This window comes from Idiomarina sp. T82-3 (assembly GCF_001577655.1).
Lineage (GTDB): Bacteria > Pseudomonadota > Gammaproteobacteria > Enterobacterales > Alteromonadaceae > Idiomarina > Idiomarina baltica.
This window is the reverse complement of record NZ_LSBQ01000007.1, coordinates 94,744-108,654: the sequence shown is the minus strand read 5'-3', so window position 1 is coordinate 108,654 and position 13,911 is coordinate 94,744. Positions and strand designations below refer to the sequence as shown.

Genomic DNA, 13,911 nt, shown 5'->3' with positions numbered 1-13,911 from the left:
TGGTTAAGGCACATAGTTAACTTACTTATTCAAATTTTCTTACTATAATGAAACTTAACTAAAATCATAGTCTTAATTTAATCGTTAAACATTCGCTTCCTAACAAGGTAAAGCGCTACTGCCATTAGTGCGATATGATTTACTGACATAATAACAGAAAACCAAGTTATGAAGTCTAAAAATGGGAAATCAGAAGCTCCTATATACAGCGTTACTCCTACACCTAGTAGTAAAACACTAAACTGCACTTTGAAAAATACTCTCTGAAAACCATAAAAGTGGTTCAACGTCGAATAAATAGGAGAAAAAATAAATGCAGCCGAAATAGGAAAGAAGCAAATAAACGCATAGGAGCCAGCCGTCTCCCATGTAGCCCCAAAAACAATATTAAACAGCTCTTCGCCGTAGAGCCCTAAGATACAGAAGCCCATTAAACTTATAGAAAATGCAACAATTACACTTATTCCGTAAACTCTGAAGAAATTTATTTTATCCCTAGCTCTTGCAAGCTCTCCAAAACACATACTCTGTAAAGCATTTATGAAAGGGTAGATGGGCGTATTAACAACCATAAAGGCCAACCCGAGGTATCCAGCATACTCAGGCCCATAAAGTACACCAGTAATAAGAATTGGGTACCAATTCATTAATATAGTAATAACTGAACTAAAAGAAATATAAGTTGGGTAATCTCGCAACTTATATAGCTCTCTTAACATCACTTTCCGATTAAATTTAAAAAACTTTCCAAAGTAAATTGAGAAACTTTGTCGCGATAAACTATAGACTTGAATTATTTCTGTCAAAACTATAGCCCAAATTAAACTCAAACCTGATTTTGAAAGGCCGCTAAAAGTTATTTTTAAAAAGTTTGATAAAAGCGATTTAGATGCAGTATATAAAGAAATCTTATTATAATTTCTTAAATTAACAGAATAAGCCAGAAGCAATTGAAAAATAGACGAGAAAAAGCAAAATACTATAACTAAAGGAACAAAACCTATAAACCATGATAACGAAGTATCTTTAATTGAAAAGATAATAACAGGGGCTGTTAAAAATAGTATAAGAGTGGCGACAATTATATAGAAAATACCCACTCTCATATTTTTTTTAGCTCTCAGCATAGTTGAAGAGCTTTTTACCGCAAATGGAAGTGAGCCGCTTACTATCGGAACTAAAACTAAGCAGACCGTAGTGAAGAACTGATAAAATCCTAAACTTTCCGGGCTGTAAATCCTAGTAATTAATGGCATTGAAACAAAAGATATAACTTGCGCTAGGAGGCTGCCACTTACAAGCTTTGATAACGAACTAAGCAATTGCTTTCTCTACTCAGATGAAAGCGCTAAAACAGGCTACGTGACTTATAAACACTACGTACCCACCTTAAAAAACGGTAACCAAATGGTATATAACGGTATATGAAATAAAATAACCAATTCACCATATATAATTTAAAACGTATTGGGTTGCTCGCTTTCTGAACAGGTATAAACTTAATATCTTCTGGCTCAGTGATTTTTATTTTTTTATTGCTAGGTTCCATCCGCTGAAGATTTTCATCTACTCCCGACCGTAGACCACTGCCATCCAGACCGCGATTTGCAGTTAATGACTCTGGCGAACACAAGATCTTCAGCTTTTCTACTTCCATCATTAAACCGATTTCAATATCACTCGCAGAATACAGACCTTCAGCAAGAAACGGGTAAGACTTTCCGTTTGCAGAATAGCGCACTATACCTCTGAATAACTTAAAATCTTGAAGAACAATTGAGGCATAATTGTGCGAATCACAAAGGTTGCATACCCTCTCCCACTTTTTATACCAAGAGGCATATCCGTAAGCACACATTCTATTTGAAAGAAAAGTTTGTTGCCTGTACTTTTCCTCCGAAGGATCACGATACGCTCTGACGGCTACTACATCTGTCTCGTCTTTATAAATATTTAACGCGTCCTCCATGAACTCTAAGAAATATCTACCGACTACAACATCATCTTCCATATGAATAAAAGTTTTGAATCCAGATTTTTTCGCTTCGTTGTGAAGAGTCTTTAAGTTTTCCGACTCTCCAACATTATCTTTATGGTCAATCACAGTAAAGTTGTTAAAGCGATGATTAGATAACTTCTTCTCTAAATAAGATCTGACTTCGTTAATACTCTGTTGATGACCAAGGCAAGAAGCGTTATCAGATCCAATTATTATATCGAAACATTCTACACCATCAGCATTTTCAATACTTTCAATACACTGCTTTATGTGATTATATCGATCATAAACTGTAATTAGTATAACTGGCCTAAGGCTTTCTCTGTTAGACAAAATAACGTCTCCGTGAAATTAGTATGCTAAACTCTATTTAAAAACTCTTTCTCTAGAGTCAAGAAACCTTGAGCTCGCTCTTTTAAAAATTTTGCTGGAATCCCCGAATATAGACCAAACTTTTTACACGATTTATTGACTAAACTTAACGCCCCGATCGCACAGCCATCCTCGATTACAATGCCTGGAAGGATAACACTGCCGGAACCAATAATTACATGTCGACCTATTCTAACACTTTCTGAATGGACGTTTTTAAATTCGTCGGGTATAGTCGGATTAGTCATCGAAGCTCCGGAATAGTCGTCACTACTGCTATAAATAGCAACTCTAGAAGAAATATTAGAAAAATCTCCTAATGTTATTTTTTCTGCACCTATTAAACTAGAGAATACAGCGACATGAACATTTCTACCTATCTTAATGCCTTCGTTACCCGCTGAGAGCACACAAAAATCGTCAATTCTAACATTGTCACCTATAGATATTCGCTCAGCATTGTATATCGACGCCTTGGAAGATATAAATACGTTTTGACCTAGTTCTTTGAAGCCAATTTCCTTTAGTTCATTTTTGTTAAGAAATCCCATTATAGATCCCTTTTTAAACTAATTTTTATTTTATCTTGACCTATATTCGTAGTCATATCCGTATCCATAATATTGACTTGCTTTACGTTCGACCTTATTCAGCACCGTTCCCTTTATTAGTACGCCATTTTGACCGAATCGACTAATGGTCGCCTCCACCTCTTTAACTGGGTTTTGCGCAAAGCCGGTTACTAACAGGTTTGTACCCGTGTAACGACCAACAATGGCGGCATCGGTGACTGCCAGTATGGGTGGCGTATCACAGAGTACATAGTCATACTGGGCATTCAGTTCATCCAACAAGTTTTTAAACCGCTCATGCATAAGTAACTCAGAAGGGTTCGGGGGCGCTGTACCACGGTTTATGGCATCCAGTCCCTCTACCTCAGTTCCTTTAATAAGCTGTTCGGTAGTGATTTCACCGGCTAAATAGTCAGAAAGCCCGTTTTCATTATCTGCGTGTAATAGCGCATGGAGATACCCGCGACGTAAGTCAACATCGAGCACCACCACTTTTTTACCGGACTGTGCCAATACCACGGCAAGGTTCGCGGTAATAAACGATTTACCTACCCCAGGGCTCGGACCCGAGATCATTAAAATGTTGTTCTTCGCCTCGAGCATGGCAAAGTGCAAGCTGGTACGTAAGCCACGTAAAGCTTCAACCGCCAAATCCGTCGGCTCGGCGATTGCCAGCAATGGCACATAACTGGGTACCGATTTGCTACTGCGGCCTTTGCGTTGTTTAGCAATTTGTTCCTCGAGTTTTAGTTGCACATCCGATTTAGGTACGCTGGCATACACATTAATACCGACTTCTTCGAGCTGCTCGGCATTTTCTACGCCTCGGTTAAACAACGCTTGAACAAACACAAAGCCAACCGACAACATTCCGCCTAATAAAGTCGCAATGACCACAATAATAGACTTTTTCGGAGCAATAGGTTCAGGCTGCACGACCGCCTCATCCAGTATCCGCACATTGCCCACCGTGCCCGCTTTCATGACATTCAGTTCTTGCATGCGGTTCAGCAGTTGCAGGTAAATTTGTTGGTTCACCTCTACATCGCGGGTTAGGCGCAATACCTCTTGTTGCGTTTCGGGTAGCTCGTTAATTTGTTCGGTGAGTGCCTTCTTCTCGTTTTGTAGGCGCTCTTTTTGTTCTAACAGCGCTTGGTACTGCGGGTGTTGCTCGGTGTATAAGCGGGCGAGCTCTGCCTCTTTAAAGCTGAGCTCATTAAGGCGCTTCTCATATTCAATCACCTGCTTAAGCATGCCCTCGGTTTCTAGGCTTAAATCGACCGACTCGTTACTTAAGCGATATTGGTTGAGCTTTTCTTCCGCCGCAGTCAATTCTGCTTTAAGCTCTGGCAGTTGCTCTTGCACAAAATCCAAGCTTTTTTGTGCCTCGGCGGCGTTACGGCGAATATTTTGCAACATATACTCGTTGGTAATCGCATCTAACACCTGCGTCGCTTGCTCGCCATCATGGTAGGTGATGCTTGCCGTTAAAATCCCCGTCTGTTTACCTTTCTCCCCCACGGCTAAACGCGCTTTCCAGTTGTTTATGGCTTGCAAACGGCTGAGCTTGGTTAAGTTAAAGGTTTGCGTATTATTCGCTTGCGCGCGCGCAACCTCAAGTTGCCAGTCGCCTTGCTCGGCGAGTTCGCCTATTTTACCTTTTAGGACCACCTCATCCTCAAAGGTAAGCTCATAGCGGTTGGCATCGAGTAATGTCAGCTGCGTGCCCTTACCTACCGCATATTGTGGCACCTTAAAGGTATTGATGGTGAGCTCATCGTTACCCTCACTACGGCGGGCTAAAAACTCACCCACAATCGGCATATAGTCCGGTTGGCTGACGGTGGTTAAGTCGAGTTGGTCCACCACGGCGCCAATCACCATCCGCGAGGTCATAATTTGTATCTCGGTATCCGCCTCACTTTCTTGCGAGAACATGTCGGCCATATTCTCTGACAATGCCGGCATGCCCGAGGACTTTTTCTCCACCTGCAGCAGTGCATCGGCTTTATATATTGGGGTCGCTAGCAAGGCATACGCTACGCCGCCCAACATAAATATAAAAGTAATACCAATGATTAACCATTTGGCATCTAACAGCACACCGACTAGTCGGCGTAGATCAATCTCATCTTCGTTGTTGTTATGTGATGTATTAGAAGGTGGATTACGCTCACTCATTCAACTGTCCTACCGCGGGTTAATTTAATTTTTGAGTCCAGCTTGCGCTGGCTTGCTTGAGTTCATTAAATACTTGCTGATGGCTTTCTAAGCTCTTTTTATAGGGGTCGGCAATATCTTTACCGGTGCCGCCCTCTGGGCGTGCTAACCATTCGCCATAACGCATGAGTTTGCCCCGTGCTTGTGGGTAGCGCTCACTAATGATCTCTTTATGTCGCTGTTCCATCACCAGAATCAAGTCGTGGTTATTGACCAACTCGCTGGTGAGTTGTTGCGCTTGGTGGGGCACTAGGCTCATGCCACTGTCACGTGCCACCTGCGCCGCATCGTTATCAATGTCGTGGCCAGTTAAGCCCGAACGTTCCGTCGCTACCCCGGCACTGGCAATGTGTTTGTGCGGCAGCGCTTGCTGTAGCAATTGTTCGCCAATGGGGCTGCGACAAATATTGCCGGTACATACCACTAAAATTCGATCAAACATAGTCGTCTCGTCGGGCTCGTATTATTCTTGTAAGTCACTGCGCGCGCGCGTAATGCTGTAAATTCCCGTCAATGACGGCAAGATCTGTCCAATCACACGGTTCCAACGCGTGACTGGCGCGGCGGTCACAAACACGATATCCCGAGGCTGCATCTCAAACTGCTCCGCCATCACCAATGCGGTGGCGTTGCTAGCATCGAGTTGGAACACCTGTGCCAATTTATTGCTATCCGGCTCAGGTTGGCGGATTACAAAAATGCCTGAGGCATCGGCGGTGGTATTGTATAGACCCCCGGCATCGCTCAGCGCCTCGGCAAGGCTCATACCGTAGCGTCCCATCGGGTAGCTTTGGGGTTTACCCACCTCACCCAAGACAAACACTTTACGAAAGTCGTTGCGGGCAATGTTAACGATATCGCCCGCCTGCAGGATTACGTTCTCCTGGGTGTTGCCCTGTTGATAGAGTTCGCGCAGTGAGTACTGCATCTCATCATCGCCGCGTTTAAGGGTAACATCGGTCCAATCCGCCATTTCGGTCAGACCACCACTTTGCGAGACTGCTTCAATCAGCGTGAGAGGTACATTGCTAATCGGTAAGGTGCCCGGCTTTTTCACTTCACCGGTCACATAAACCCGCTGGCTGCGGAATGCGGCTACGGTGACATCCACTTGTGGCTTTTCAATGTAGGTTGAGAGGCGTTCGGTGATCATATCGCGAATTTGTGTTACGCGTTTACCGGCAACTTGCAGCTTACCGACGTAAGGATAAAAAATGGTGCCGTCGTTATGTACCCAGTTGCCCGCCTCAGCCGGACCGCGCATGGAGCCTGCCGGAATAGTGAGCTCGGGATGATCCCATACGGTAATGTTTAAAATATCGCCGCGGCCCACGACGTAATCGTAATCTTGTCGTTGTTCCTCAAGCTGCGGGTTGGGGAGTAATTCGGTGCGAGGTTGTTGCTGTTGGAGTCGGCTTAGCAATTGCGGGGTGATGGGGTAAATATCCACGCGCTGGTTCAGCTCCTCTTGCGAGAGCGGTTGGCCGCTGGCGTAGTCTTCATCACTGTCTAGGTGCGCGCCTGGCGCCCATGCACAACTCGATACCAATAAGGTGGTTGCAAAAATGGCTAGTAAACGTCTCATTTAGATTCCAACAGGTTATTTTGTTGTGATTTTAATCGCTCAGTGGCGCAAAGTTTATCACAGACTGACACAATATTAAGCACTGGTTTAGATGGTCCGACGATTGGACACGCTACCGCCCATGAGTTGCGGTCCCCAATCACCGGTGCAGTTATGTGTTCAGCTACGAATTTTAACACGCCGTGAAAAGGACATGCGTCGACACGACTTTACGTCGCGACAGTACAGTATAGTTAGGTTATGTCCTACAAGGAAGAGCGGTATTAGACCAAACGCCGAATCTTTACGCAACAACAAATTTGTTACATTTACACTGTTTGAATATAAAATAACCGCTCTGCAAATATGAAGATAGTCATACGGTACGTTTTACGCATTTTTTACAAGAATAGGCTATTCCGTGTGCGCCAACCCTTCTTTGTATGTCGGGTACATTAACGTGTAGCCGGTGCTGCGTAATAACCGGTTACTGCAACGTTTTGACCCACGCGGTCCTGGTCCTGGCTGCACCGGTTCGCTCAGTGTGATACCGGCTTGTTCAGCCAGGTATTGGTAGACTTGATACTGCTTTGAGGGCTGATCGTCCGACACGAGAAACAGGCGATGCCGATGCTGCGGAAAGCGCACCAAGTGATAAATAAAGCTCGCCACGTCATCCTGATGAATGCGGTTGGTCCAGCTGTCACGCAAGGTGGCTTTGCCCGCTTGCAGCTGTTTGCGCATAAAGTCACGTCCTTCGCCGTAAATACCACTACACCGCAATATCGTCGAGGGTACGGGTAAGTCACGAATTAAGTACTCGGCTTGCAACAGCATTTTACCGGAGTCGGAGTCGGGGGCGGTGGGTGAGGATTCATCTACCCATTCACCTTCGTGCTGGCCGTACACGCCGGTACTGGACACATAAATCACGTAGGGTGAGTAATCGAGTTCACTGATGATCTGTTGTAAGTGTCGACACGGCACGACATAGCCTTGACGATACCCTTCTTTGGAGTATTCGCTGGGTGTTAATGTCACGACAACGAGATCGATTTTACCGTGTGTATTAAACAAACCGCGAAGATCTTGCTCGTTGCTGGCATCGGCGCTGACGGTCTCAACACCGGGGATCAGTGGTTTGTCGTCGGGATGTCGGCACGCGCCAATCACATGGTGCTGTTCGGCGACCATGAGACGGGCACTGCGTTGGGCGATATCGCCATAACCTAATAAGAGTATATTCATGGGGTTCATCTTAAAGATTATCTGCGGTGCTGTCCAAATAATCGAGAATACCTTCTGCCGCGGTACGGCCCTCGGCTATCGCTGTGACCACCAGGTCCGCACCGCGTACCATATCCCCCCCGGAAAAAATCTTGGGATTACTGGTTTGCATGGCAAAACGGCCCATGGCATCGGGCGTTGCGGTGGCAAGCACGGTACCCCACTCGCTCAACTCGACCTGGTGTGCGTCGAGCCACGCCGGTGGATTCGGTTGATAGCCAAAGGCAATCAGCACAGCGGTTGCAGGCATGACAAATTCTGAATCGGGTACGGGTTGCGGACGCCGACGCCCTTGCTCATCGGGCTGACCCAGTTCAGTTTTGACCATTTTTACACCCGCGACGTGCCCCGCATCGTCCGCGACAATCGCTAACGGCTGTAAATTAAATTCAAATTGTACGCCTTCCTCACGTGCATTTTGCACTTCGCGGCGCGAGCCGGGCATGTTGTGTTCATCGCGCCGATAGGCACAAACCACCGACGCGGCGCCCTGTCGAATGGAGGTACGCACGCAGTCCATTGCGGTATCGCCGCCGCCTAACACCACCACCTGCTCATCTTTGACGTCAATGAACGGGTAATTGGGCATGGAGGTGTCGAGGAGCCGTTGGGTATTGCCAATCAAAAACGGTAATGCCGGATAAACACCGGGGGTGTCCAAACCTTCAAGTCGCCCATCAAGGGCTTTATAGGTGCCTAAGCCTAAAAACACGGCGTCATTTTGTGTCATGATGTCGTCAAAGTTGACGTCCTTTCCAACATCAACACCGAGTTTAAAGTCGATACCCATGTCACTGAAGATCTCGCGCCGTAGTTTCAGTACGTTTTTATCGAGCTTAAACGGCGGAATGCCATAAGTGAGTAGGCCACCGATTTCGGGATAACGGTCATACACCACGGGTTTGATGCCGTTACGCACCAGCACATCGGCGCACGCAAGCCCGGCTGGACCGGCACCAATAATGGCGACTTTTTCCGGCCGTGCTTCCACTGCACTTAAATTGGGGCGCCAACCTTGGGCAAAGGCTTGGTCGACCATTTGCTTCTCGATACTGCCGATGGTGACCGCGCCGAAGTCATCGTTGAGTGTACAAGCGCCCTCACACAGCCTATCTTGCGGACACACGCGTCCGCAGACCTCGGGTAAGCTATTGGTTTTGTGCATCAGCTCGGCGGCCTCAAATACACGCCCCTCGTTCGCCAACTGCAACCACTGCGGAATGTAATTATGCACTGGACACTTCCATTCACAATAGGGGTTGCCACAATCCAGACAACGGTCGGCCTGACCTTGCAGTTGCACATCGGTCATGGGTTCATAGATTTCTTTAAATTCGATACGGCGCGACGCCACCGGTTGCTTGGGTGGGTCGATGCGCTGTACGTCTAAAAATTGATATACGTTTTTATTCATTACATCACCTGCACACGTAATTCGGCGGTCGAGCGGGCGCGATGCCCTAAGATCGACGCCATATCGGCGGACTTGGGTTTTACGATAACGAACTCGTTGACCCGAGTATCGAACTCGGTCAACAGCATACGTGAGTACTCACTCTGCGTTGCTTCGTGATGTTCGTTGATGAGTCCGCGCAGATGTTCTTTAATGATAGGTTTATCCACGGCAACGGCTTCGACCAGCTCGGTGTTTAGACGGCGATGCAGATCGCCGTGTTTGTCACGCAAATATGCAAAGCCGCCGGTCATGCCCGCACCAAAGTTAATCCCGCATTCACTTAGCACAACCACGATACCGCCGGTCATGTATTCGCAACCATGATCACCAATACCCTCAACCACGGCTGTCGCGCCTGAGTTACGTACCGCAAAACGTTCACCGGCACAGCCCGCCGCATAGAGTTGTCCGCCAGTCGCACCGTATAGGCAGGTGTTACCCATAATGGTGGCGTCGTGACTGGCAAACGTGACACCGGGGCGCGGTCGAATGACAATGCGTCCACCCGCCATGCCTTTACCAACATAGTCGTTGGCATCGCCGGTGAGCTTGAGCTTAAGGCCGCCGGCGTTAAAGGCGCCAAAGCTTTGTCCCGCGGTCCCTAAAAAGTCGAGTTGGATAGGATGGCTTGCCATACCTTGGTTGCCGTAGCGCTTGGCGATATAGCCGCTCAGAGTAGCGCCGACGGAGCGATCGTCGTTACGGATCGGCATAGACCAGTTGCCGCCCTGCCGCTCATCGATCGCGTTTTGGGTGAGTGCCATCAAACGTTGGTTGAGTTCGCCTTTATCATAGGGTGGATTGTTCTCAACACAGTATTTGGGGTGCTCCGAACGACTTCCTGCGGCTGCGAGCAGCGGTTCGAGGTCAATATGCTGTTGCCGTTGGGTGTCACCGGGCAAGCGCTCGAGTAAATCCACGCGGCCAATCGCATCGGTGATGCGGTTTAGCCCGAGCTCGGCCAACCATTCGCGAACCTCTTCGGCGATAAACTCAAACAACGTGACCACGCGTTCGGGTAAGCCCCGGAAGAATTCTTTACGCAAGGTTTCGTCTTGCGTCGCGACACCGGTGGCGCAGTTATTTAGGTGACAGATACGTAAGTACTTACACCCTAGCGCCACCATCGGGGCGGTCCCAAAACCAAAGCTTTCAGCACCGAGAATCGCGGCTTTAACCACGTCGAGGCCAGTTTTTAAACCGCCATCGACTTGCAGACGAATTTTATGCCGTAGGTTATTTTCTACCAGCGCTTGATGCACTTCAGCTAGCCCCAGCTCCCACGGTGAACCGGCGTATTTGACCGAGGTGAGTGGGCTCGCGCCGGTGCCACCGTCATAACCCGATACGGTAATGAGGTCGGCGTAGGCTTTGGCAACGCCGGTGGCGATGGTGCCAATACCCGGCGTGGACACGAGTTTAACCGACACCAAAGCGTTTGGATTGACTTGCTTAAGATCGAAGATCAGCTGTGCCAGATCTTCAATGGAATAGATATCGTGGTGCGGTGGCGGTGAAATCAGTGTGGTGCCGGGCACTGCAAAGCGTAGTTGAGCAATTTCGGCGGTCACTTTTTCGCCCGGCAACTGCCCGCCCTCACCGGGCTTGGCACCTTGCGCGACTTTTATTTGGATAACGTCGGCGTTGACCAGATAGTGCGGTGTCACGCCAAATCGGCCCGATGCCACTTGTTTGATGCGTGAATTTTTGGGGCTGTTGAAGCGTTTCGGATCTTCACCACCTTCGCCCGAGTTGGAGTGTCCGCCAATTTGGTTCATCGCTTCGGCAAGTGCCTCATGCGCTTCGGCACTGAGTGCGCCGATTGACATCGCTGCGGTATCAAATCGTGGGAACAACGCTTCTTTAGGCTCAACCTGCTCGAGCGCAATGGGTTTTGCGGCGTTCGGGTTAAGCTTTAGTAGGTCACGAATATGCGCGACCGGACGTTCATTAACGTAGCGTTGATAGACCGCGTAGTCTTCGCGCTTGCCGCTTTTAACCGCCGCTTGCAGGGATGTCACCACATCCGGGTTGTAGGCGTGATACTCACCGCCATGCACGTATTTCAGTAGACCGCCATGCGACAGTGGTTTGCGATGTAACCACGCATGTTGGGCGGTGCGTTGCAAATCGGTTTGAATGTCTTCAAAGCCGCTGCCATTGATACGCGCGGGAGCATTGGCGAAGCATGCATCAAGCACGTCTTGGTTAAGACCGACCGCTTCGAATAATGATGAGCCGCGGTAACCCGCTATGCTGGCGATGCCCATTTTTGAAAGAATTTTTAACAGGCCTTTGTTAAGACCTTGGCGGTAGTTCATCACTGCTTGCTTCACATCCATGCTGAGCTTGCCTTGCTGCACCAGTTGCTCAACGCTCTCATAGGCAAGGAACGGGTAGACCGCGGTTGCCCCCAACCCCAGTAGCACCGCCATGTGGTGTGGGTCACGGGCAGAGCCTGTCTCGACAATAATATTGGAGTCACAACGTAACTGGGCTTTTACCAGGGCTTGTTGCACTGCCCCTACCGCCATCGGCGCGGGGATCACTAACTGGTCCTTGGTGAACTCCCGATCGCTGAGTATCACCATCACGCGCTGTTGGTTTTTCACCCCATCAATGGCTGCTTCGACCAGCTTGTGTAATGCGGTTTGCAAACTGGTTTCAGTGGGTTTAAATGCCAAACTTAAGGTGGCATGACCGTAGTGCTTATCATCTAACTCGCGCAATTGTTTTAAATCGGTGTACATTAAAATCGGTGATTCAAAGACCACACGGTCGGCATCGCCCGAGGCTTCACTAAATACGTTGTGCTCGCGCCCAATGATGGTCTCTAGCGACATGACATGGCGCTCTCGGATAGGGTCGATAGCGGGATTCGTCACCTGTGCAAATTGCTGACGAAAATAGTCGTACAACAAACGCGGCTGTTGCGATAATACCGCGGTTGGGGTGTCGTCGCCCATAGAGCCAACGGCTTCTTGTCCGTCTTTAGCCAGCACCGCCACGACTTGCTGAAGCTCCTCTCGGGTGTATAAAAAGGTTTTGTGGAACACTTGCATGGTGCGGTCATCGTACAGCCGCTGACCAATTTTATCGGCACTGCATCGGTCAAAGGGTACCAAGCGACGTCGGTGCTCAGTCAGCCATTGACGATACGGCTGGCGGCTCTTTAAATCATCTTCGATTTCGCCGTTATGCCAAATACGGCCGGTGTAGGTATCTACCGCCATCATTTGGCCGGGACCGAGGCGCCCTTTTTCTTGTACGTCCTGTTCGTCGTAATCCCAAATCCCGACTTCTGAGGCGATAGTGAGAATCCCGTGCTTCGTCAGTACGTATCGCGCGGGGCGCAAACCGTTACGATCGAGGCTACAGGCAACGTGACGTCCGTTACTCATGACCACACCTGCCGGACCATCCCACGGCTCCATGTGCAACGCATTAAATTCATAAAAGGCGCGCATATCGTCACTCATGGTGCTATCGCCCTGCCATGCCGGTGGGATCAGCAGCCGCATGGCGCGAAATAGATCCATGCCGCCAGCAAGCAACAGCTCTAGCATGTTATCGAGGGATGCGCTGTCGGAGCCACTTTGACCCACCAAGGGTGCCGCTTGCTGTAGGTCGGGCAGTAACGGGCTGTGAAATTTGTATAGGCGCGCTTGTGCCCACTGGCGATTGCCGCGAATGGTATTAATCTCGCCGTTATGGGCAAGAAAACGAAACGGTTGTGCTAAACGCCAACGCGGTTGCGTATTGGTGGAGAAGCGTTGATGGAATACGCAAATAGCGGTTTTTAATGCGGGGTTGGCGAGATCGGGATAATAGCGCGGTAAATCACCCGCCATCATCAAACCTTTGTAGACCAATAACAGACTCGACATTGAGCAGATATAGAGTTCATCGGCGCTGAATACGCCTTGCTCTACTTTTTGCTCGACCCGTCGACGTGCCATGTAGAGGCGTCGTTCAATGTCTTTTTTCCGCCAACCGGTCGGCGCGCTGATGAGCACTTGTTCGATTTTGGGTTCGGCGGCTTTGGCAGCGTCACCCAATACGCTGTCATCTATTGGGACTTTACGCCAACCGACGATACTTAACGTCTCTTTTTGTAGTTCTTGCTCTATTAAATGACGGGCGGCTTCGCGTTTGTCCGAGTTGCGTGAGAAAAATACCATGCCCACAGCGAACTTTTTGCCAAGATTCCACCCTTGTTGTTCGGCGTACTCACGAAAGAACTGTTCTGGGATTTGTAGCAGCAAGCCACAGCCGTCTCCGGTCTTGCCGTCGGCACCGATACCGCCGCGGTGCTGCATTCGGTCAAGCCCTTGTACAGCGGTGCTGATGAGATCATGGCGAGCATCACCTTCGATGCTCGCGATTAGGCCGAATCCGCAATTATCACGGACGTCATCGGCGTGATACAGACGCATGACAT

The 13,911-nt window shown here is 48.6% G+C and carries 9 protein-coding genes; all 9 read right to left on the bottom strand.

Annotation, left to right across the window (positions count from 1 at the left end):
• Positions 1-77: 77 nt before the first annotated feature.
• Positions 78-1,322 carry a lipopolysaccharide biosynthesis protein gene (locus AWU56_RS06525; RefSeq protein ID WP_286682065.1) on the bottom strand — a complete coding sequence of 415 codons (1,245 nt, stop codon included), beginning with the start codon at positions 1,320-1,322 and terminating at the stop codon, positions 78-80.
• 26 nt (positions 1,323-1,348) lie between these two features.
• Positions 1,349-2,332: a glycosyltransferase family 2 protein gene (locus AWU56_RS06520; RefSeq protein ID WP_286682064.1), complete on the bottom strand. Its 984-nt coding sequence runs from the start codon at positions 2,330-2,332 to the stop codon at positions 1,349-1,351.
• 26 nt (positions 2,333-2,358) lie between these two features.
• Positions 2,359-2,922, bottom strand: coding sequence for an acyltransferase (locus AWU56_RS06515; RefSeq protein ID WP_286682063.1), 564 nt, complete (start codon positions 2,920-2,922; stop codon positions 2,359-2,361).
• Between the two features lie 30 nt (positions 2,923-2,952).
• A complete protein-coding gene (locus tag AWU56_RS06510) occupies positions 2,953-5,124 on the bottom strand; it encodes a polysaccharide biosynthesis tyrosine autokinase (protein ID WP_286682062.1) in 2,172 nt (723 codons plus the stop codon).
• A 19-nt stretch (positions 5,125-5,143) separates the two neighbouring features.
• Positions 5,144-5,605 carry an arsenate reductase/protein-tyrosine-phosphatase family protein gene (locus AWU56_RS06505; protein WP_286682061.1) on the bottom strand — a complete coding sequence of 154 codons (462 nt, stop codon included), beginning with the start codon at positions 5,603-5,605 and terminating at the stop codon, positions 5,144-5,146.
• A gap of 21 nt (positions 5,606-5,626) precedes the next feature.
• Positions 5,627-6,748, bottom strand: a complete 1,122-nt coding sequence (locus AWU56_RS06500) for a polysaccharide export protein (RefSeq protein WP_286682060.1) — start codon at positions 6,746-6,748, stop codon at positions 5,627-5,629.
• Positions 6,749-7,141: 393 nt separating this feature from the next.
• Complete coding sequence (locus tag AWU56_RS06495) at positions 7,142-7,975, bottom strand: SDR family oxidoreductase (protein WP_286682059.1); 834 nt, start codon at positions 7,973-7,975, stop codon at positions 7,142-7,144.
• A 10-nt stretch (positions 7,976-7,985) separates the two neighbouring features.
• On the bottom strand, positions 7,986-9,428 hold the full coding sequence (locus tag AWU56_RS06490) for a glutamate synthase small subunit GltD family protein (protein WP_286682058.1): 1,443 nt from the start codon (positions 9,426-9,428) through the stop codon (positions 7,986-7,988).
• A complete protein-coding gene (gene gltB / locus AWU56_RS06485) occupies positions 9,428-13,906 on the bottom strand; it encodes a glutamate synthase large subunit (protein ID WP_286682057.1) in 4,479 nt (1,492 codons plus the stop codon). The genes AWU56_RS06490 and gltB overlap by 1 nt, the downstream gene beginning before the upstream one ends.
• Between the last annotated feature and the right edge of the window lie 5 nt (positions 13,907-13,911).